General features: G+C 38.4%; 15 protein-coding genes and 1 pseudogene. 6 read left to right on the top strand and 10 right to left on the bottom strand.

Annotation, left to right across the window (positions count from 1 at the left end):
- Window positions 1-85 precede the first annotated feature (85 nt).
- Both PL8927_RS18430 and PL8927_RS18425 read left to right on the top strand, forming a co-directional pair.
- Entirely contained in the window at window positions 86-2,491 is a 2,406-nt protein-coding gene (locus PL8927_RS18430) for a DNA phosphorothioation-associated putative methyltransferase (RefSeq protein WP_083624516.1), read from the top strand.
- A gap of 77 nt (window positions 2,492-2,568) precedes the next feature.
- The gene (locus PL8927_RS18425; RefSeq protein WP_083624513.1) at window positions 2,569-3,366 is read left to right on the top strand and encodes a pentapeptide repeat-containing protein; all 798 of its coding nucleotides are present in this window, start codon (window positions 2,569-2,571) and stop codon (window positions 3,364-3,366) included.
- Between the two features lie 70 nt (window positions 3,367-3,436).
- Here the strand turns inward: PL8927_RS18425 and PL8927_RS18420 are convergent, their stop codons facing one another.
- The 6 genes and pseudogenes from PL8927_RS18420 to PL8927_RS18395 all read right to left on the bottom strand — a co-directional run bounded on the left by PL8927_RS18420 (window position 3,437) and on the right by PL8927_RS18395 (window position 9,571).
- Window positions 3,437-3,727: a hypothetical protein gene (locus tag PL8927_RS18420; RefSeq protein ID WP_156093238.1), complete on the bottom strand. Its 291-nt coding sequence runs from the start codon at window positions 3,725-3,727 to the stop codon at window positions 3,437-3,439.
- 129 nt (window positions 3,728-3,856) lie between these two features.
- Window positions 3,857-4,522, bottom strand: a pseudogene (locus PL8927_RS18415) (IS701 family transposase); the annotation flags it as partial.
- A 110-nt stretch (window positions 4,523-4,632) separates the two neighbouring features.
- On the bottom strand, window positions 4,633-5,763 hold the full coding sequence (locus PL8927_RS18410; protein WP_083624511.1) for an AAA family ATPase: 1,131 nt from the start codon (window positions 5,761-5,763) through the stop codon (window positions 4,633-4,635).
- Window positions 5,764-5,888: 125 nt separating this feature from the next.
- Window positions 5,889-6,794, bottom strand: coding sequence for a hypothetical protein (locus PL8927_RS28570; protein ID WP_231506059.1), 906 nt, complete (start codon window positions 6,792-6,794; stop codon window positions 5,889-5,891).
- 299 nt (window positions 6,795-7,093) lie between these two features.
- Window positions 7,094-8,353 carry a glycosyltransferase family 2 protein gene (locus PL8927_RS18400; protein WP_231506058.1) on the bottom strand — a complete coding sequence of 420 codons (1,260 nt, stop codon included), beginning with the start codon at window positions 8,351-8,353 and terminating at the stop codon, window positions 7,094-7,096.
- A gap of 102 nt (window positions 8,354-8,455) precedes the next feature.
- Window positions 8,456-9,571 (bottom strand): beta-ketoacyl-ACP synthase III, encoded by a 1,116-nt coding sequence (locus PL8927_RS18395; protein ID WP_231506057.1) that lies wholly within the window; start codon window positions 9,569-9,571, stop codon window positions 8,456-8,458.
- Between the two features lie 670 nt (window positions 9,572-10,241).
- On the opposite strand from PL8927_RS18395, the gene PL8927_RS18390 reads away from it, so the two are divergent.
- A complete protein-coding gene (locus PL8927_RS18390; RefSeq protein WP_083624502.1) occupies window positions 10,242-12,158 on the top strand; it encodes a tetratricopeptide repeat protein in 1,917 nt (638 codons plus the stop codon).
- Window positions 12,159-12,217: 59 nt separating this feature from the next.
- Here PL8927_RS18390 and PL8927_RS18385 read toward each other — a convergent pair whose 3' ends face one another.
- The gene (locus PL8927_RS18385; protein WP_083624500.1) at window positions 12,218-12,415 is read right to left on the bottom strand and encodes a hypothetical protein; all 198 of its coding nucleotides are present in this window, start codon (window positions 12,413-12,415) and stop codon (window positions 12,218-12,220) included.
- Between the two features lie 265 nt (window positions 12,416-12,680).
- Window positions 12,681-13,088, bottom strand: a complete 408-nt coding sequence (locus PL8927_RS18380) for a DUF4112 domain-containing protein (RefSeq protein ID WP_083624902.1) — start codon at window positions 13,086-13,088, stop codon at window positions 12,681-12,683.
- Window positions 13,089-13,240: 152 nt separating this feature from the next.
- Here PL8927_RS18380 and PL8927_RS18375 point away from each other — a divergent pair, with 152 nt between their 5' ends.
- The 3 genes from PL8927_RS18375 to PL8927_RS18365 all read left to right on the top strand — a co-directional run bounded on the left by PL8927_RS18375 (window position 13,241) and on the right by PL8927_RS18365 (window position 16,895).
- The gene (locus tag PL8927_RS18375; protein WP_083624498.1) at window positions 13,241-13,756 is read left to right on the top strand and encodes a DUF2267 domain-containing protein; all 516 of its coding nucleotides are present in this window, start codon (window positions 13,241-13,243) and stop codon (window positions 13,754-13,756) included.
- A gap of 201 nt (window positions 13,757-13,957) precedes the next feature.
- Window positions 13,958-14,206 (top strand): hypothetical protein, encoded by a 249-nt coding sequence (locus tag PL8927_RS18370; RefSeq protein WP_083624496.1) that lies wholly within the window; start codon window positions 13,958-13,960, stop codon window positions 14,204-14,206.
- A 130-nt stretch (window positions 14,207-14,336) separates the two neighbouring features.
- The gene (locus tag PL8927_RS18365; protein ID WP_083624493.1) at window positions 14,337-16,895 is read left to right on the top strand and encodes a glycoside hydrolase family 31 protein; all 2,559 of its coding nucleotides are present in this window, start codon (window positions 14,337-14,339) and stop codon (window positions 16,893-16,895) included.
- Between the two features lie 50 nt (window positions 16,896-16,945).
- Here PL8927_RS18365 and PL8927_RS18360 read toward each other — a convergent pair whose 3' ends face one another.
- Together PL8927_RS18360 and PL8927_RS18355 are read right to left on the bottom strand one after the other, a co-directional pair.
- A complete protein-coding gene (locus tag PL8927_RS18360) occupies window positions 16,946-17,698 on the bottom strand; it encodes a hypothetical protein (RefSeq protein WP_083624490.1) in 753 nt (250 codons plus the stop codon).
- Window positions 17,691-18,833, bottom strand: coding sequence for an AAA family ATPase (locus tag PL8927_RS18355; protein ID WP_083624488.1), 1,143 nt, complete (start codon window positions 18,831-18,833; stop codon window positions 17,691-17,693). Before PL8927_RS18355 ends, PL8927_RS18360 begins: the two co-directional genes overlap by 8 nt.
- Window positions 18,834-19,041: the final 208 nt, after the last annotated feature.

Raw genomic sequence — 19,041 nt, 5'->3', positions numbered from 1 at the left:
AAAACTTCATTATTCTTAATTCTTCATTCCTGTTTTTTGCTTTAAAATCAGAATAAACCGCTACGTTTTAATTGGGGTCAGACGAATGAGTAGCAGTCATCATCTCGTTTTTCCTCCCCAGAGTTACTCTTGGGAATGCCTTACCACCTCTGAGGTTTTAACTCAACAGAACCCTCTAAACCGTGATTTCAATAGAGGGGATGATTTGCTGGTGTTTCTAGCATTACAAGCTCTACAACGACAAGTTCCTCCCCGTTTGAAATGTTTTGATGATTTTGCTCCCGAAATTCAACGAGAAATTTCTAACTATTTTGGCAGTTATCAACAAACTTGCTTTCGGGTTGATCAATTGTTACTGAATCTTCAAAACCCGAATTCTATTACTCAATATTGTCAGCAAAGTTCCCTGGGTAAAAAACTTCCCAATGCTTTATATGTTCATTATTCAGCCTTACCTGAACTCAATATTGTGTTAAGACTCTATGAACAATTAAGCCGTTTTTATTTACCTCCCTTAAAACCCTTTACCCTAATTAAATTTCATACGAATCAACCTGTTATTTCTTATTTATTTTATCCTGACTTTGATCTGAATCCCCATCCTGCCTTAACAGCCAGTTTTCAAGTGAATGTCAAAACGGGAAACGTTAATATTATGGATTATTCTAATAGTAATAATCCTCCGATTTTACATCGAAAAGAAACCTTTATTACTCCCAATTATCCCCATTATCAAAAATTTACCCAACTCACCGAAACAGAAGAATCCCTAGGATTATTAACACCTCGAAAAACTTCATCCTATTCAGAATTTCTCAACTCAGAAACTCGTCTCTATCGAACCATTGGAACTCAAAAAGGTTGGCAACAACACTTAGACAAACATGGGGTAGAAATTCAAGATCATCGGGTGATAAAATTTTCAGAACTTACGGAGAATTTAACCCCCCTAAATTCTGAGGATTCTTTACAGTTTTTACCCAAAATTGAACGTCATCGAGCCGCAATTCCGCGTAAAAATTTATCTCGTCCCGTTCGTTTAGCTTTGGAAGCCGAATTGTTTCAGGAACACGCCACTTTTTTTGATTATGGCTGTGGATATGGGGGAGATATTCAACGGTTAGCTGAACAGGGATATACGAGTACCGGATGGGACCCTTATTATTCTCCCCAGACTCCTCGCGTTGAATCAAATATTGTTAATATAGGCTATGTGATTAACGTGATTGAATGTCAAATAGAACGACGGGAAGCGTTAATTCAAGCTTGGAATTTAGCTCAATCCGTGTTAATTGTAGCAGCACAAGTGTTAGTTGATACCCAAGAAAAAGGAATTATGGTTTATGGAGATGGGGTAATTACTAACCGCAATACCTTTCAAAAATATTATCAACAGGAAGAACTCAAAGTTTATATTGATCAGGTGTTGAATGTTGATGCAATTCCTTTAGATTTAGGGGTTTATATTGTTTTTCGGGATGAGATGGAAGCCGAAAAATTTCGCGCTTCTCGCTTCCGATCTCGGTTAACTTCTCCCCAGGTGCGTTTAAACGTTAAACGGTTTGAAGATTATCAAGAATTACTGCAACCCTTAATTGAATTTGTTAGCGATCGCGGTCGTTTACCTGTAGATTATGAACTTCCAGAAGCAGACCCAATTAAACAGGAATTTAGCAGCTTAAAACGAGCGTTTAAAGTGATTTTACAAGTCACAAATCCCGATGAATGGGATGCGATCGCCCATAAACGTCGTCAAGATTTACTGGTGTATATTGCCTTAAGTCGATTTGGTCGTCGTCCTAAACTATTTCAACTTTCAGAACAAATGAAAAATGATATAAAAGGTTTATTCGGCAGTTATATAAAATCTTGTAATTTGGCAGATTTAATGTTATATACTCTTGGTGATCCTAAAATTATTGCTAACCATTGCCAAAATAGTGCAGTAGGTCAAAAACGAACCAATTCCCTCTGGATTCATATTTCAGCGCTGGAAAAACTTTCTCCCTTACTGCGGCTCTATGAGGGATGTGCTAGTCAAACTTTGGGGCGTCCTGAAGGTGCAAACTTAATTAAGTTTCATATCAAAACTCCCAAAATTTCCTATTTATTTTCTCCAGATTTTGATATCGAAACCCATCCCACCCTGAGTAGCTGTATGCAAATTGATCTGCGGGATCTTCATGTCAGCTATCAAACTTATGATGGCCCTAATCCCCCAATTTTGCATCGGAAACACACCTTTGTCACCCCGGAGTATCCTCACTATCAACAGTTGGTGAAACTGAGTGAGCAAGAAGAAAAATGGGGACTATTAGATAACTTTAAGTTGATTCAAACGCGCCTGAATTGGTTAAAATGTTTAGAAGACCATTGTGCAGAAATCAGGGGTTATCGTGTCTACTGGCGTACCGATGCTGATCCTTATCGGGTTAAATTATTGCGTTCTGCTCGTCGGACTCGAAAGAAATTACAGTCCTCTGACCCATAAGGATGTTTTTCAGTTTTTCATCAGTACAAACTTCAGTTTCTAGTTAGGGTAACACGAATTAAGTAAAATATTAAACAATGGACATTAAACAATTACTAGAAAAGTATAATCACGGGGAAAGGGATTTTCGGGGCGCTATCTTAATTGGAGTACAACTTAAGGGCGTTGATTTAAGTAGTGTAGATTTAAGCGGTGCAAATCTAATTAATGCTGACTTACAAGAAGCAGATTTAAGCGAAGCAGATTTAACTGGAGTTAACTTAATTAATGCTAATTTGAGTGGTGCTGATTTAAGTGGGTCAGATCTCAGCCGAGCTTATCTCAATGGTGCTAAATTAGTCGGTGCTTATCTCAATCGCGCTCATTTAATTAATACCTATTTAAGTGGAGCAAATTTAATTTATACAAAACTGATTGGGGCTAATTTAACAGGAGCTAATCTCACCAATGTTAAATTAATTAACGCCAATCTTACCCGTGCAATTTTGACCAATTCTAACCTCACAGGTGTTAATTTAATTGGTGCGGATCTCAAAGGTGCAACGCTCTTAAATGCGGATCTCAAAGGTGCAAATTTAAGCGGAACCTTAATTGATGAAACCACCGAACTGAGTGAGAAATGGCGACTGGTTCAGGATATTGTGACTCAAGGAGGTATTGAACGAGATTTGAGTTATACAGATTTGAAAGAAACTAACTTAATTGGAGCCAATTTAACCGCAGCTAATTTAACCCATGCTGATTTAAGTGGTTCTAATTTAAGTGGAATTTATCTTACCAATGCTATTGTAGAAAATGCTAAATTCTTAGGTGTGGTGGGACTTTCCCCAGAAGCTAAACTTAACCTAAAACAACGAGGAGCCATATTAGATTAGCCATTCCGTAGGGTGCGTAAGCCTAGCGCACGCACCCCCTAGCCTAATATGATAACAACGCCAAACTTTATTAGCTGGTAGAATCTGCTAAAATCTCTAAAAACTCACCAGCACTTACAATAGGAATTGTGATTTTTTCTCTAATATTCAGAAGATCCGTATCACCTGAAATAATAAAATCAGCAGCCACTAATTTAGGGCTTGCTGAAAAAAGGGGAAAAGCCAGAACAGGGGGAGGAGAAGACAAGAAAAAATGAATCAGGTGCAAGGAATGGGTGTAAAATAGCCCAAAAACCTTGCAGGAGTCGGGGAAAATGTACCGTAAAGACGAACAACCAAGGACACCAGCAGAAGAATTCAAACTGCCATTTGAGGGAAAACTCTCAGAAGAGAATCGCTGGGTAATCATGGCCCAATGGATACCGNACACCCATTCCTTGCACCTGATTCATTTTTTCTTGTCTTCTCCTCCCCCTGTTCTGGCTTTTCCCCTTTTTTCAGCAAGCCCTATGTATTTTAGCTTTCTTGACTCTAATTGTTTCAAAAAAGTCCGATTATTTCCATATCCAGCATCTACTAATACGACTCCCGGTTTAGACCCTCGGCTTAGGCATTTGTCGATTAACTTCAATGCTAGGTCTGGCTTTTTAACGAAATCTGAATCTTGCTTTCCTCCTGGTAATGAACTCGCGTGTTGATACAATTCCACATCTAAAGGCAGACTTTTTACCCCATCATATAAGTGGGTCGTTACCAACACGATTCCATTATCGGTTTTGCCGATTTCTCCTATGTATTGTCTTCCAATCCCCGCCGTTTCCTTACCACTTTTTCGGTGTCCTGAATCATCAATTATTAAAGTAAATCCTTTCCTGACCTTTGTTTGACTGCATTGTTGCATGATTTGCAGTCGTCGCTCGTTGACTTTCTCTGCGTCCCAGGTTGCTTCTGTCAAAAAATGATGCAATTGGTGATAAACCACACCTACTGCGTTATTTGACATCTGAGTTAAGTTTTTTCGTTCACTTTCGCCCAATAATCCGCCTAAATAGTGCCTAAATCCTCTTTTTTGAGATGGATTGCTCAACACCGGATCGAACCTAGCACACCATTTCTCAAAGCATGGTGGCATAGCAGATGGAGTGGTTTCTTTCATCGAAGCCTCTCAACGTAGAATACTTACCCTGTTGTAATTATAGCCGTTTTATTTCTCTTTTTTGTTTAAGTCCCGCTAGTTAATCATTCGTTTCCTTTTCTGTTACTTATTCAGCAAGCCCTAGTTAATTGAATAAATGCGTCTTGTTTAGATTTACCCAGATGATAATCTGAAGCATTACAAATGCTAATGTGTCCCCCCTGCCGGGTCACTATTTTCCAATATTCATACGGAATATTATTAATAATGTAAGGGTGATGACTTGTGGCAATAAATTGTAAGGTTTTATTTTCGTGAATAAGGTCATCAGTCAATATGTCAATACAATTTATCCCTAAGCTATTCTCAAATTCATCAATCAATATTACCGAACCTTCATTGGCAAGAAAAATTTCACTAATATGAATAATTGTGCGTAACATACCAGAAGACATCCTATCTTCTCTAATCCATTTGTGGACAGCTTTTTGTTTGATATAAATAACAGGAACATTGTCAGAGATTTTTTTTAGTACATCATCTGTTTCAAGTGATTCAATCTTGATATTTTCTACTTGTGGGAAAATTTCAATAAATGTCGATCTAATTTTATCAAAAATATCTAAGTTATTTTCATAAGTCAGATACATTTTAGTCCTAATATCTTCATCACTATTTACTATATTCTCTAAAGTTTTATACTTGCTTTTAAGAGAATGCAAAGATTTTTCCTGAATTCTAAGGGGGAAACCACCGTGTCTTGTGTGGTCACGATATTCTATTTTATTTAAGGCATCAAAGGCTTTCTTAATAATAGGTTCTTCTTTAAAAATATATATTATTGATTGATGGGAAGAAAGTTTGGGCATGGGGCTATTTCTAAACTTTATTTCTTCTTGGTTTCGCTCACTTAAAACTTCATTTTTTGAACTGAGTTTCTCATAAATTAATGGTGGTTTTTCTTTGTCATCTTGGTTTTCTTTTTCAGCATAATCAAAATTTAGTTGATTTTTTTCAACAGTAGCAAAGCTACCTTCCCAAACAAATTCAGTCCCATCTACGGTAGAAAATATGATTTCCCATTCAAACCCATTTATAGCTTTTCCATTTGCAATACGTCTTAAATCGATAATGGCACGTAGAATTTGGGTTTTACCTGCACCTGATATACCAACTAAAAGGATTAAATTTGATGAAAACTTGATTTCATTAAAATCCCAACCCAAAAAGTTATTCTTTACTCGCAATGAAATAATCTTCATAAATTTTAAAATTTTTGCTTAGATCTCTAAGTAACTTTAAACAAACCTATATTAAGCGAAAATTGCTGATGTTTGCAAACTTACCTAATCAGGTAATTTTTTTTACCGGGAAAACACAACTATATCTAAAACGCTTGTTCAATCGCTCGATGTGCTAATTCAATTTGTTCGACCGCATCAAGATAAGTTAAAATGGCTGCATCCCAGGATAACCGTTTTTGCATTCGGTTTAAGATCATTTTTCCAAACTCATGCACAGTATCAAAGCGTTGCAATCTGAGAATTCGCTCTGCAACTTGACAAAAATCAGGCTGGGGATTTTCAATCACTTCAACATCTGATAAAAGTAGCGATAAAATCTCGCTTCCCATATCAACCTTGACGGTCATTCCTACGGCCGTAATTCGACCCCAAAATCCATTCCATTTCCGTTGAGGAATTCTCTCTTTCGGTACTAAAGGAATTTTAATCATCACCCAAGTTCCAATGGCGGGAGTGAATTCTTGTTGAGTTGTTTTAATATCATCGGGTTTGTCGGTTAGGGATTGATTTTCTGCGGAAGTTGGGGATTGTGAATCGGGTTCTGCTTTCATATCAATGGGGTTAAAAATTGTCTGTTCTTTGAGCAAAATTTTAGCTTGTTTGGGGGTTTTTATCGCTACACGCCCTTTTCGGTAAGTTCTGCCACAACCTAACCCCACAATCGCTGCCACAATATTCTCAGTCAGTTGCATTTGTTTTCCATTCAAATTCAGATTAAACCTCGCTAATGGAAAATTTTCCATTGAAGGGTGTTGAGGGTTCTGGGATGAAACTGTAATTTCTGAGTCGGAAGTTCGTGGCGTAGTTTGACAAGCGTAACAATTTCTGAGTTTGCGGGCGAGGGGTTCTACAATCATGCCTTCTCGAATTTTCTGCACCGTTGTCTGTTGGCGCTGACGGTTTTCTGCAATCAAGATAAATAATTCCTCGTCTTCGCTTTCAAAGTGACAGACTTGAACCGGAGCTTTTTCCCATCCCAACGCCAGCAAGGTTCGCCAACGCCGATGACCGCTAATAATCGTTCCATCGGTTTTGATCAGTAAGGGACGAACATATAAGGTTTGTTTGTGAATGGCGATCGCTTAAATAATTAAGATGTGCGTGTTCTCCTGTAGAAATTATAAATAAGCGATTTTCTTGCTGTGCTTTTGTAAAAACTGTTGAATGATTTCCTCGATTTATTAATAATATTTCTGCTAACTTTGCCCAAATATTAACATAGATTGAAGAAATATTCACGGGGGTTAAAACCCCCTGAGTCGGTTTTCATCTCAGGTCTTTTGTCTTTTTATTCCTGTTCCCTGTTCCCTGTTCCCTGTTCCCTGTTCCCTATTCCCTGTTCCCTGCTATAAAAAGAATCTCGACGTTGAATAAATTCAAATCCTCCATCTTCGGTTAATTGCATAATATTTCCTCTCCAGTTAATTTTTCGGGGTAGAAATAGGGTGATAATAATCTGAATCGGGAGTAAAATTTGAACCAGGATTAAAACAATAATCTGGGCTTTTGGGGTTGCATTTCGCAGATAGTTTTGATTAAAATAGGTTAAGATTGCATAATTTAAACTAAAGTAAATCAGGCTATAAATTAAAGCAGAGACAGAGGGAAACAATAAACTGTACAGGAAAACGATAAACGGGAACATTGTGGGCAAAAATGCCATTAAATAAAAAACGATTAATTCTGGAATAGAGGAAGATTTTAAAATCGAGGCTTGGGGGAAAATAAACCAGCGTGTGATCAGGTTAAAATAGTGGGTAGAATCTTGAATTTGGGTACTAATTCCATGACAAACGGGAGTTTGAGCGAGTTGATAACCCTGTTGGCGAAAATGTTGAGCGATCGCATAATCATCAACAATAAATTTATCTAAATCCGTAAATCCATTGACTTTTTCTAACACCTCTCGTTTGATTACAAAAAACATCCCATTAATCGTAAAGGGATTAATTAGATAAGTATAGGGAATATAGGTGAGTAAGTTATTCCCATTCACGACACTGGACACTAACGTTGACCAAAAATTAGAAAAATTTACATAATAGGGTAAACCAAAAGCAACGCCAATCTCCGGTTTTTCTAAATAGGGAAGACACTGATCAAAAGCTTGATTGGGTAACAGGGTATCATCGTCTAAAACGGCAATAATATTACCTGTTGCTTCCTTCAGTCCAGCAATCAGTTTAAACATTTTGGGACTAATTTGATTGGGAGATGGAGGTAGAGAAATTAATTTAACGCTAACATCGGGATAGGTTTCTATCAGTTGACGACATCCCAACTGTGCAACCGGATCATTTTGATCAATTAACCAAATAAATTCTAGTTGATAGGATGTTTTTAAGGCTAAATTGTGACTCAGACAGTCCCATAAGGTCGGATCACCGCTTAAAATCGGTTGCAGGATCGAAATTTGATCAGATTCACTGGGGAGGACAGATTCAGACTCAAGTTTTGCCCTTTGAAAAAACTGTTGAATTAAAATCCATTTAATCACCCGTTCTGCTAAAATTACTAGCCCTAAAATTAGGATTAAGTTATTGATCATTTTTCTTCAGCTATTAATTAATTTAAGTCGTAGGGGCGGGGTTATCCCGCCCATTCCCGTCAACCGTCAACCGTCAACATTCAACCGTCAACATTCAACCCTTTAATATTCTAAAACAATTCCCCCAACGGAAAACCCGGCGGAGGTTCCTAATAGCAGAATGCGATCGCCTCGATGAATTTTATCCTGTTGAATGGCTTCATGGAGGGTCATCGGAATTGAGGCGGCGATTGTATTTCCGTGATTAGGTGCGATCACCATCCATTTTTCTTGAGGAATATTTAATCCTTTGCGAATTAAACCCATTGCCATTAAACTCGCTTGATGGGGAATCACGAGATCAATATCCGCTAAAGTTAATCCCGCAGGTTGTAATAATCGTTCTAGAAATCCGGGTAAAATTTTAGAGGCTAAACGGTAAATTGCCCGACCTTGCATTTTAAATAAAAACCGATCAATATTATCAGAATATTCACGGGGATGATAGCGATTTCCTCCAGCTAAACATTCCGATAAATCTGCACCTTGACTATAGGTTTCTTGGCGAGAACAGATAATTTTTGATCCCTCCTGGGGGTCGGTTTTGCCAATAATTGCGGCGGCGGCACCATCCCCAAATAAGGTACTCGTTTCTCGATCTTTCCAATCCACTGCTAGGGCAATTTCTGTGGCGACTAATAACACCCGTGAGTACCGTCCCGCATCTACTAAATAGGAGAGAGTATCTAACCCGACAACAAAACTTAAACAAGTTGAATTAATATCAAAAGCTGGTATTCCTGAAGACTCCCCTCCTAATTGTTTTTGAACTAAAGCCGCAGTACAAGGAATAGACTGCTCAGGAACACTACTGGTACAAACAATACAATCAATATCACTTAAGGCTAATCCCGCAGCCTCTAAAGCCATTGTAGCCGCCATTGCGCCCATTTGAGAAGCTGTTTCATCTTGGACAAAATGACGGACTTTGACCCCAGATTTTTTTTCAATCCAAGCCGCTTCAATGCCTAATTGTTGTCCTAATTGTTGGGCTGTAACTTGATTTTTAGGCAAGTATTTTCCGGTTGATAATAGTTTTACCTGTCTAGGTTTTACTGAGTTATCAGGTAATCGGGAATTATCAAAGTTTTTTGTACTGAAATGGGGAGAATTATTGAGGGGGGTGCGGCTAATCACCATATTCTTATTTACTCTGGTAATATTTCTAAATCCTAACATTATTTTTTTGATTTTGAGAACAATTTAAAGATTCAATTTAGATTTTCCCAGATCACTCCTGATCATCCTCGATCTGAGGCCTAGAAATTTGGATTGCGGTGGATTGATCCGATCTAATCTTTTGCTCCCATCCTGCTTAATTATATTGCCCAAAATTCGCTCCAGTCTCTACCGGAAGAAGGTAAAATATCTTCACTTTTAACCTAGTAGCCCCTATCTGATTACAAACGGCTGTTTTCGGGACGCCTCCAATCCCGTGCATTGACAACAAGACCGTTTTGCCCACGAGATCTAAAATTACTCTAGGAGTTGTCTTCTGAGATGAAAAGCAGATTCGCATAGAATCGGCTTTTCAGTAGTAGGGGGCAGGAAAACCCAAAATTCTGAAAATTAGCTCATAAAACCGAGAGGATATGCTAGAATCAAACTATAGAGTTGTTTAGTTTTTTAGACTAATTACTCAACACAGAATAGAGGCATTTTGAAGGGTGCGGGAAATACTCAGGTGTACAACTCAAAATTGTTCCGACTTTGTTGTCCCATCCCCGACGATCCTCTCCAGTTGATCCTTGATTCTGAATGTCAATCAATAGAAATCAACACCCATTGACAGGATCACAATTGAGAATCAAGCTGGAATTCAATGTTAATTTATTAGGTTAAATCTGATATGGTACCCAGAGAGTTTTTAAAGAGTGTAGCCACGAGAGTTGGGATTTCCGACAATGAACTGGAAGTGATGGCACGGGCAATTCAAGGCGAACCCATGACCGCGATTTCTAAGCAATTAGGCGTTCGCAAGGATGCGTTGCAAAAACGCTTAGGAGAAGTGTATAGGAAGTTAAACATTACGGGTGCTGGCCCTGGAAAGTTAGCCAAACTTCAACAACGCTTACTGGCGGAATATCAATCGGAAGGCAATCAGTCCGGTGGACAACTCAATGGCCAATCCGGTCGCAAAAAGCGGTCTATGGGTGGCGTTGACTCTCAAGGTTTCAGCAGTAACGTTCAAATTGATTGGGGAAACGCACCGAAAGTGGGGCTGTTTTATGGCCATTCAGAAGCCCTGACTACGTTAAAACAGGGATTAGTCACAGAACGCGCTCACCTGATGATGATGCAGGGGATCGGTGGGATTGGAAAAACCGCCCTAGGGGTGAAATTAGTCCAGGAAATTGCCCCGGACTTTGACCAAGTGATTTGGCGATCGCTGCGAGACAAACCTTCGCCGAGTGAATTTATTGCCTCAGCCTTTCCCGCTTCTTCTAAAACGCCTTTGGATTGGGATGACTCCGAACAAATCGCCGAATTGCTTAAAACCTTATCCGATTCTCGATGTTTGTTAGTGATTGATGAGGTAGAACATATCTCAGAATTGGGACATAAAGATATCGCCTTCAAAAGTTATGAATCCTTGTTTCAACAAATTAGCGAATCTTCCCATCGCAGTAGCGTTTTATTAATCGGTTGGGAATTTCCCGATTCGTGGCAAAAATTCGCCTCCAAACCCGTTGTGCAGTTAACGGGGTTATCGGAACAAGACGCCCAACAAATGGTGCTATCCGGTCAAGATACCTTCTATTTGGATAGTAAATTCCTCTCGGAGTTGATTCATTTATGTGGTGGCAACCCCTTAATTTTAAAATTATGGGCGGCTAAAATTCCTGACTTGACTGTGGGAAATCTCACCAAATTAATCAAGCAAAATACCTTAGTTTTAGAAGAACTGGTGCGTCAGCATCTACGCTCAGATCAGGAATTATCAGAGCTGGAAATTCGGTTAGTCTGTTGGTTGGCTGTGAGTCCAAAACCCGCAACCTTGAGTGAGTTAGCAACGGATTTGATCCTCTCAGAACAATCGGCAGAAGTGCAAATGTCCTTAGACTTTTTAACCGAGCGATCGCTGTTAGAAACGACCTCCAGCCACCCCATTGCTTATACCGTCAATACTAATTTCCGCAAAGAAATTTGGTATCAGTTGATGGGCAAATCCTTTAATGAACTGGGTTATAAACACTATTTAGAAGGAGAATTCCAATCTGCTAAAACCCATTTATTGCAAGCTGTTCGCTATCATCCCACCTTAAGTGCAGGTCATTATAATTTGGGTTCTACTTATGAGAAACTCGAACAGTTTGAACCCGCTAAAAAACATTATCAAATTCTAGTCGATGTTGACAATAACCGGGCAGCACAAGCGGCGGTTAATAATTTAGCCCGATTGGAAATTTTAGATGGCAAAACCAATGAAGCCATTGATAAACTAGAAAAAACCTTAGTTCAGGTGAAGGATAAAGGAGTCAGAGCCACTTTACATAAAAATTTAGGCTGGGCTTATTTCCTGCAAAATAATCCGAAACAAGCTGAAGTCGAGTTACGTCAATCCTTAGAATTAAAAGAATCTAACGCCGTAGCTTACTATATTTTAGCTCAAGTTTTAGAAGCCCAAAACCGCAATAAACAAGCCTTAGTTTTTTGGAAAACCGCTTTAGAACAAGACGAAACCGATCAACAATCTAACGGTGTTACCTGGCGTTTACCGGAATTACTCACCTGGCGAATGATGGCTCGTCAACGGTTACAATAAAGATAGTTAGGAAGCGAGGACGCGGGTACTTTTCCCCTTGTCCTCCTCTCCCCTACTCTTTAATTAGGCGGAACAATGGGGTCATGATCACCATTTTTATAAATTCGAGACAGAATTAAAAAAGGTTGGCAAGTATCAGATATTTTAACAATAGAATTTACACCCCCACTTAGACCCGCAGTTAGACCCGCAGTTTCAGAAAATTCGGGTAAGAAAATACCCCCTTTAACCACACCAGATAATAGAAGAGTCAACATAAATTTCTAGTCTCCACTAAAGTCAAATACAGCAAAAAAATGTTCAGCACAAACTGTTCTGTTACTTTGAGCAGATCTGTATAGACTACGCGCAGCAGAAATTGAGGAAAAATCCGGTAAATATAGAATTATGCCTAGAAATTGTCTGCTGGTAAAAGGGGAGACAAGATCAGGAATGGATAAAGTTGAAAGATCAGTGGTTATTGGGTAGCAGATTGAAAATAGCAGAGCAAACTCATAAATAAGTTTGAGTCTGATAAATCTATTATACTGCAATTTTCTCTACACTCGATAAATCCATCGGATCAGATTTGCTTAATTCCGGTTCTGTGTTTTTCAGGTGATCTTCTAATAACTTCAAGTTGCGAATATTAGATTTATAGAACGCATCAAAGATGTCCCCAATTAAAGGAACTGTTCCTAATATTCCTTCAAACATTATATTAAAAACCATCCAACCTAAAACTGAAGTGGGTAGCTTAAACCGAGTGGCTAAAAAAATTAAATAACCTGAAAAAGCAGTATCAATTACATCCCCAAAACCCGGAATTAAACCAATAATCGGATCTAAACCAATCCGAAAACCTAGGCCCGGAATCCGAATCGAAGTATCCATTAAACGGCTGAGTTTACGGATACGGTTTAAAGTGGCTAAACGTTGTGTTGTATTCATAATTTCATCTTGACAAGCCCACAAATAAATGTCTTATATCTTGGGATATAATTTTTACCCCAAATGAATACCCCTATCTTTTGAAAGATTCACTTTTACCACTTCTCCTCTACCTTCTTAAATACAGTTAAACTTTGAAAAGAGGTAAAATCATGACCGCAGAACAAACTCAACAAAAACAACCCGATGCTAATCAGGAAATTCAAGAAAAAGACAAGGCATTTTTACAAAAAGTCATGGTTGAGGGAGGTCTTTCTGATCTCTATGATGCCAGAGATATTACAGAAGTTGTCTTTCGGGTGATGCGCGATGTGATGAGTACAGAAACCGCCGATCACGTTGCTGAAGAATTGCATAAAGAAGTGATACCAACTTCCAATAAAAGGCTACAAATGGAAATTGCTGAGTTGTGGCAAGATACAAATCCTATTGTCGGTTTTTTAAGCCGTATTCGTCCGCCATTGAAAGGGCCTGGTTTATCAGGAATTGATTCTGAAAAATTCCTGATTCGTGTTGCTAATGAAGGCGGTTTACCGCCAACAACGAATGCAGAAACCGTAATTAAAGCCGTATTTTCTGCTACAAAAGCCGAACTTTCTAAAGAACGGATTCAAGAAATTACAGGGTGGCTTCCGGGGGATATTCAACAAATTTGGAAGCAAGCCTAGGGGTGGGATGTAGGGGAGAAATACAAAATCCTCCCCATCTATTACCTAGAAAGATAGATTTATTTTCCTAGGTAAATCCCACCTTATGTAGAGGTCAATTGATTTTTGCTGAAACAGAATAAAACTAAGGATTGCGAGAACGTGTGATAGTTTAACCTTGCTTGATTGAAATCAAGATTATAATTAAAAAAGGAGTCAATTATGACTGGACAAATGTGTTGGATACCCCGGCTTGGAAGTAATGGAACAACAGTTCTACATCTGCGACTTGATGCCAATAAGCCTTGGGTTCCTTATTATTTAATGGCTAACTTCTCTATTCCTGATTATACGATTCCCGGTGGTTCTAAAGGGTGGGCAACCTATCAAAAATTATTCAAAGCAGGTTGGACATTAGAACCAACTCCCCAACCCAATTTCCAAGATCAACAAACACCAAAAGCAGCTTAAGGATGTTAAATCTTGATAAATTTATCAACAGGCTACGCCTGGGGGCGAGAGAGGTTTCCCCCAGTTTTTCCCTTGTTAAAATAGCTTAGAGTTTTGTTCTTTTTAGCCCAAAGTTTATTGTTTTAATAATATGAAAAATTTCCTGAAAAAAATATATTTAAAATGGAAATTCTTCTGGGGCAATTTGATTTATTTAACCTACACCCCTCAAGCTATCTTATATTCTTATAAACGCGATCGCGCTGACCGTAATATTCCCCCCCTACAACCCCATTCCTCAAAAACAGGAGAAACACCAGGGAAATTATTAAGAGCAGAAAATACAGAAACAGGCACAATATTTTATTTTGAAAAAGCAGAGTTAGAGCTTACATTTTTAACCGATGATTTCGTTAGAATCACTTGGAAACCCAGCGTTTTACCCTATCCCTATGGCATTGAACGTCAGGAATGGGAAACCATTAACCCCCTTTTAAATCAACTTGAAAATGCTTGGACAGTTACCTCCCCAAACACAACATTAACGATCCAGGTTCAAGATCAAGGTCATCTGAAATTTTTCGATCATCAACACCAATTAATCCGCGAAGAATATCCTCCAGAAAAATTAGAAGAACAATGGATACATCGAGCTAATTTACGCTCGGAAGAACATATTTATGGTTTAGGAGAACGTGCATTTCCCTTAAATTTACGATTAGCCAAAGAAGTTACAAAAAAAGGGAAACCCACCGCAGAGCCGAAAAAATTTAGAATGTGGAATTTTGACGCAGCCGGACAATATAGCCCCGGTTCTGACCCCATATATTTATGTATTCCCCTATATTTAGGATTACATGAACAAGGCAGTTATTTAATTTTTTATGAAAATCCTTATGAAGCTATTTTTCAATTTTCAGACACAGCAATAGCCAATTTTAGCGGCGGTGCATTGCGCTATTATTTCACCCTTGGTTCTGTTCCTAAATTAATCAAAAATTACACTGAATTAACCGGACATTCTCCCCTTCCTCCCCGTTGGGCATTAGGCTATCATCATTCTCGTTGGGGGTTTGGAACTGAAACCCAAGTTAGAGAAACCTATCGCCATTTTGAAAAAAATGATCTGCCATTAAGTGCCATTCATCTTGATATTGATGTCATGGTAGATTATCAAGCGTTTACGATTGATCCTAAACGATTTCCTGACTTACAACGCTTTATTCAAGAACTCGAAGTACATGGGGTAAAATTTATTAGTATTCTCAACCCCGGAGTTAAATATACTCGCCATAATCAAATGTTTTTACAGGGGCAAATTCTTCATGCTTTTTGTAAATATCCCAATGGTGAATTAGTAATAGCTCCTGTATGGCCGGGATGGACAGTTTTTCCTGATTTTACTCATCCAATGGTACGCCGTTGGTGGACACGACAATATTTATATTTATTAGAAGTTGGAGTTGGTGGGTTTTGGCATGATATGAACGAACCTGCGGCTTTTATTGCTTGGGGAGATCGTTCATTACCAAAAGTAACTCGTCATTTTGTTGAAGGTCGAGGCGGAGATCATCGAGAAATTCATAACGTTTATGGAATGTTACAAACCTCCGCCGCTTTTGAAAGTTTACGTCAATCTCGACCCCATCAACGCCCTTTTATTGTATCTCGTGCAGGGTGGGCAGGTTTACAACGTTATGCGTGGGTTTGGACGGGGGATATTGAGTCGAGTTGGGCGGCTTTACGTCAAACTATTTCAACCGTTATTGGGTTAGGATTATCCGGTATTCCCTATAGTGGTTCAGACACCGGAGGTTTTCAAGGAAACCCTAGCGCAGAATTGTATTTACGTTGGTTTCAAATGTCGAGTTTTATGATGTTTTATCGGACTCATTCTTCTAATAACGTGGAACATCGAACCCCTTGGATATATGGAGAACCAACGTTAAATATTTTACGCGAATTCTTGAAATTACGTTATCGATTAATTCCCTATATTTATACCTTAACTTGGGAAACCCATCAAAAAGGATATCCCCCAGTGCGTCCGATATTTTGGCTTGATCCAACGGATAGTAATTTATGGGGTATTGATGATGCGTTTTTATTAGGGAATGCTTTAATGATCTGTCCGATTTATGAATCTGGAATGCGATCGCGCAGTGTCTATTTACCTCAAGGAGAATGGTATCATTTTTGGGATGATCAACAATTAACAGGTTCCCAAACCGTTGAATTCGATGCTCCTTTAGAACGAATTCCGCTATTAATAAAAGCCGGAAGTATTATTCCAATGGAAGAGGGAAAAACATTAATCTTACATCTCTATCCAACCCGTGATAAAACCGCTCAAGGAATATTATATAGTGATGAGGGAGATGGATATGAAACCTCAAGAATCGATCAATTTCAACTTCAACCCAGTTTCACCTCAGCAACAACCAATCAACTACTTCCTAACTTACTAGCCGAAACTGAGCCAAATACTATTGAGTCTTCAGGAGATGGGATGAAGGAAAACGGAAATTCAATGACATTGACTTGGGAACAACAAGGGGATTATCCCTTTTCATATCATCAAATTCAGTTACAATTACATGGATTTAATTTACAAAAAGCCTGGATTGATGAAATTGAAATGACTTGTGAATATAATAGTATAATTTGCGATCGCCCTTTTCAACAAGCTCGTCTAATCGCTACCCTCTAAAAAGTAGGGTGCGTAAGCGCAGCGCACGCACCAACTAAAAATGTTAACTTTTACTCAGATAAAATAGGAATCAATCGTTGCTCAATTTCATCAATATAGTCTGTTAATCCTGTATGAATACCCCTTTCTTTGAGAAGTTCCAAACTCGTCTCTTTCCAACACTTCTGTTCACGTTCTATCTCGCCTCCTGTTAACTTTTCGAGAACAACTTTAGGATTTCTAATTCGATCAGGTTCATCAAATAACTTATATCGTAATCTGTGTGATTCTTTACAAGGATCAAAGGTCAATTTTTGTGTTATATCTTCTAACATTTGTTCTTCCTTTTGAACCAAAGGAATAAACCCATTTAGAACCCATGCTTCCCGCATTCGGTCGGCTGTACCAATAACAATTTCTAATTGATCTTTCTGTTCTGAACGCGCTTGCTTGATATGTTCCTTTCGTTCCGGTTGATTGTCTAAATCACGAATAAAAATAACAGCTTTAATATTCCTATTTTGTTTATATTGTAGAAAATTGATTAATGTCAAAACTTTATAAGCTGATTGACCATCCGTTTTTAATTTTCCATTGGATCGGATTTTGGGGAACTTAAATTGAGCAGAAAGACGTTGAGTTATATCAATGATATTTGTCCAGCAAGAATGCTCTGTACCCGCTTCTAAACCACTCCATCGGAATAAATATTGAAGCTGTTCATCTTCTAACCATTCAATTTTATCTACTAAAATGCGCTCGGCTAATTGAGTAGCAGTTCGTGCATCGGCACTACTTTCTACAATCACAATAAATTCAATCATTTCTTTCTCCTGCAACCACCCAATCTTCTCCCTCAGCATCCCAGAATTCTCCAGTAGTTAAAGTTTGTTTTGCCCATTCTACATCAGGATGTTCATCCAACCTTTTACAACAAGTAAAACCAGAATTCGCATTACTTAATACATGGACTTGAGAAGGAGTCAGTTCATCCACAATATAAGGTGAATGGGTTGAAAAAATAATTTGCAGATAGTTGTTGTCTTGAATAATTTCCTTAAAAACAGTCATTAATTCTCGTTGAGCTTTGGGGTGTAGTCCCTGTTCAATATCATCAAGTAACACTAAATTAGGTTGTTTAGGACTCATCAGAACAGTCAATAATCCCAGAGTGAGCATTGTTCCCTCACTAATAGCATGGCCTGGAATTCGTTCACCTGTATTCATATCTAGGACAACTTCTTGCCCTGCTATTTCCTGACTTTCTTCGTATGAAATAGATTTTCCATCGACTTCGATTAAGCGTAGACGATTGACTTTAACCTTAGCTCGTCTTACCCCTACCTCCCTAACACCAGGAACAATTCTTTTCAACATTTCTTGTAAAGATTGGAATTTATCTGGTGCTTCATTACGAAGATAATCTAAGGTTGGTGCTAACCCTGAACCATCGAACTCAACTCGCGGCGTAATGGCATCACTATAAGCTGCTTGAGCAAGATTTGTGGCTACTAGCTTTAGGTGAACCGAGTATCTTAAAGCTTGGGGTATAGGTTCTGTAGCATTACTTAATGAGCTATTCCATCCTTTCACATTTCCCTGATTTTGATCAACCTTCCATGATGCTGTTGGAACCCAGGGAGGATTACCTTCTTTTTCCCAATGATAGGATGCTTCCCAGTTTTTTGGGTTATTATATCCCCAGAAACCACTTCCAATAACAGACATATTATTTTGACCCGTTGTTGTCAGAAATTCAGGGGATCTTTCATTCTGAAAAATATTCGCAAATGATGAATAATCATAACCAGCAAGCCGACTCAGATAATGTAATGCTTGCAAAACTGATGTCTTACCAGAACTATTCTGTCCTACAAGTGCGTGTAGGCGTGAATCATCTAAACTCAGTTGTGTTGAACGATGACTTTTAAAGTTACGAAGTTCTACCCTTTCTAACATTTCATTATTAATATTTATGTATACAATTTAATTATTGATTTTATCAGTTAGTTAAAAAAAAGCAACCCGCCATTAAATCAACACTTCGGACAGTTGGCGATCGCCAACGGTAGAATAAGGGTTCNCCAAAAAAACTGATTTACCCTTCTAACTTCATTCGCTAGTTAATCATTCGTTTCCTTTTCTGTTACTTATTCAGCAAGCCCTA

Origin of the sequence: Planktothrix serta PCC 8927 (assembly GCF_900010725.2) — a bacterium.
GTDB lineage: Bacteria > Cyanobacteriota > Cyanobacteriia > Cyanobacteriales > Microcoleaceae > Planktothrix > Planktothrix serta.
Note: the sequence above shows the minus strand (reverse complement) of the source record. Positions and strands in the feature narration are given on the sequence as shown.

Bases quoted from the DNA above. Each gene is read 5' to 3' on its own strand.
- PL8927_RS18430 (WP_083624516.1), top strand. From the start codon at position 86: ATGAGTAGCAGTCATCATCTCGTTTTTCCTCCCCAGAGTTACTCTTGG.
- PL8927_RS18425 (WP_083624513.1), top strand. From the start codon at position 2,569: ATGGACATTAAACAATTACTAGAAAAGTATAATCACGGGGAAAGGGAT.
- PL8927_RS18410 (WP_083624511.1), bottom strand. From the start codon at position 5,763: ATGAAGATTATTTCATTGCGAGTAAAGAATAACTTTTTGGGTTGGGAT.
- PL8927_RS18400 (WP_231506058.1), bottom strand. From the start codon at position 8,353: ATGATCAATAACTTAATCCTAATTTTAGGGCTAGTAATTTTAGCAGAA.
- PL8927_RS18395 (WP_231506057.1), bottom strand. From the start codon at position 9,571: ATGTTAGGATTTAGAAATATTACCAGAGTAAATAAGAATATGGTGATT.
- PL8927_RS18390 (WP_083624502.1), top strand. From the start codon at position 10,242: ATGGTACCCAGAGAGTTTTTAAAGAGTGTAGCCACGAGAGTTGGGATT.
- PL8927_RS18385 (WP_083624500.1), bottom strand. From the start codon at position 12,415: ATGTTGACTCTTCTATTATCTGGTGTGGTTAAAGGGGGTATTTTCTTA.
- PL8927_RS18380 (WP_083624902.1), bottom strand. From the start codon at position 13,088: ATGAATACAACACAACGTTTAGCCACTTTAAACCGTATCCGTAAACTC.
- PL8927_RS18375 (WP_083624498.1), top strand. From the start codon at position 13,241: ATGACCGCAGAACAAACTCAACAAAAACAACCCGATGCTAATCAGGAA.
- PL8927_RS18370 (WP_083624496.1), top strand. From the start codon at position 13,958: ATGACTGGACAAATGTGTTGGATACCCCGGCTTGGAAGTAATGGAACA.
- PL8927_RS18365 (WP_083624493.1), top strand. From the start codon at position 14,337: ATGAAAAATTTCCTGAAAAAAATATATTTAAAATGGAAATTCTTCTGG.
- PL8927_RS18360 (WP_083624490.1), bottom strand. From the start codon at position 17,698: ATGATTGAATTTATTGTGATTGTAGAAAGTAGTGCCGATGCACGAACT.
- PL8927_RS18355 (WP_083624488.1), bottom strand. From the start codon at position 18,833: ATGTTAGAAAGGGTAGAACTTCGTAACTTTAAAAGTCATCGTTCAACA.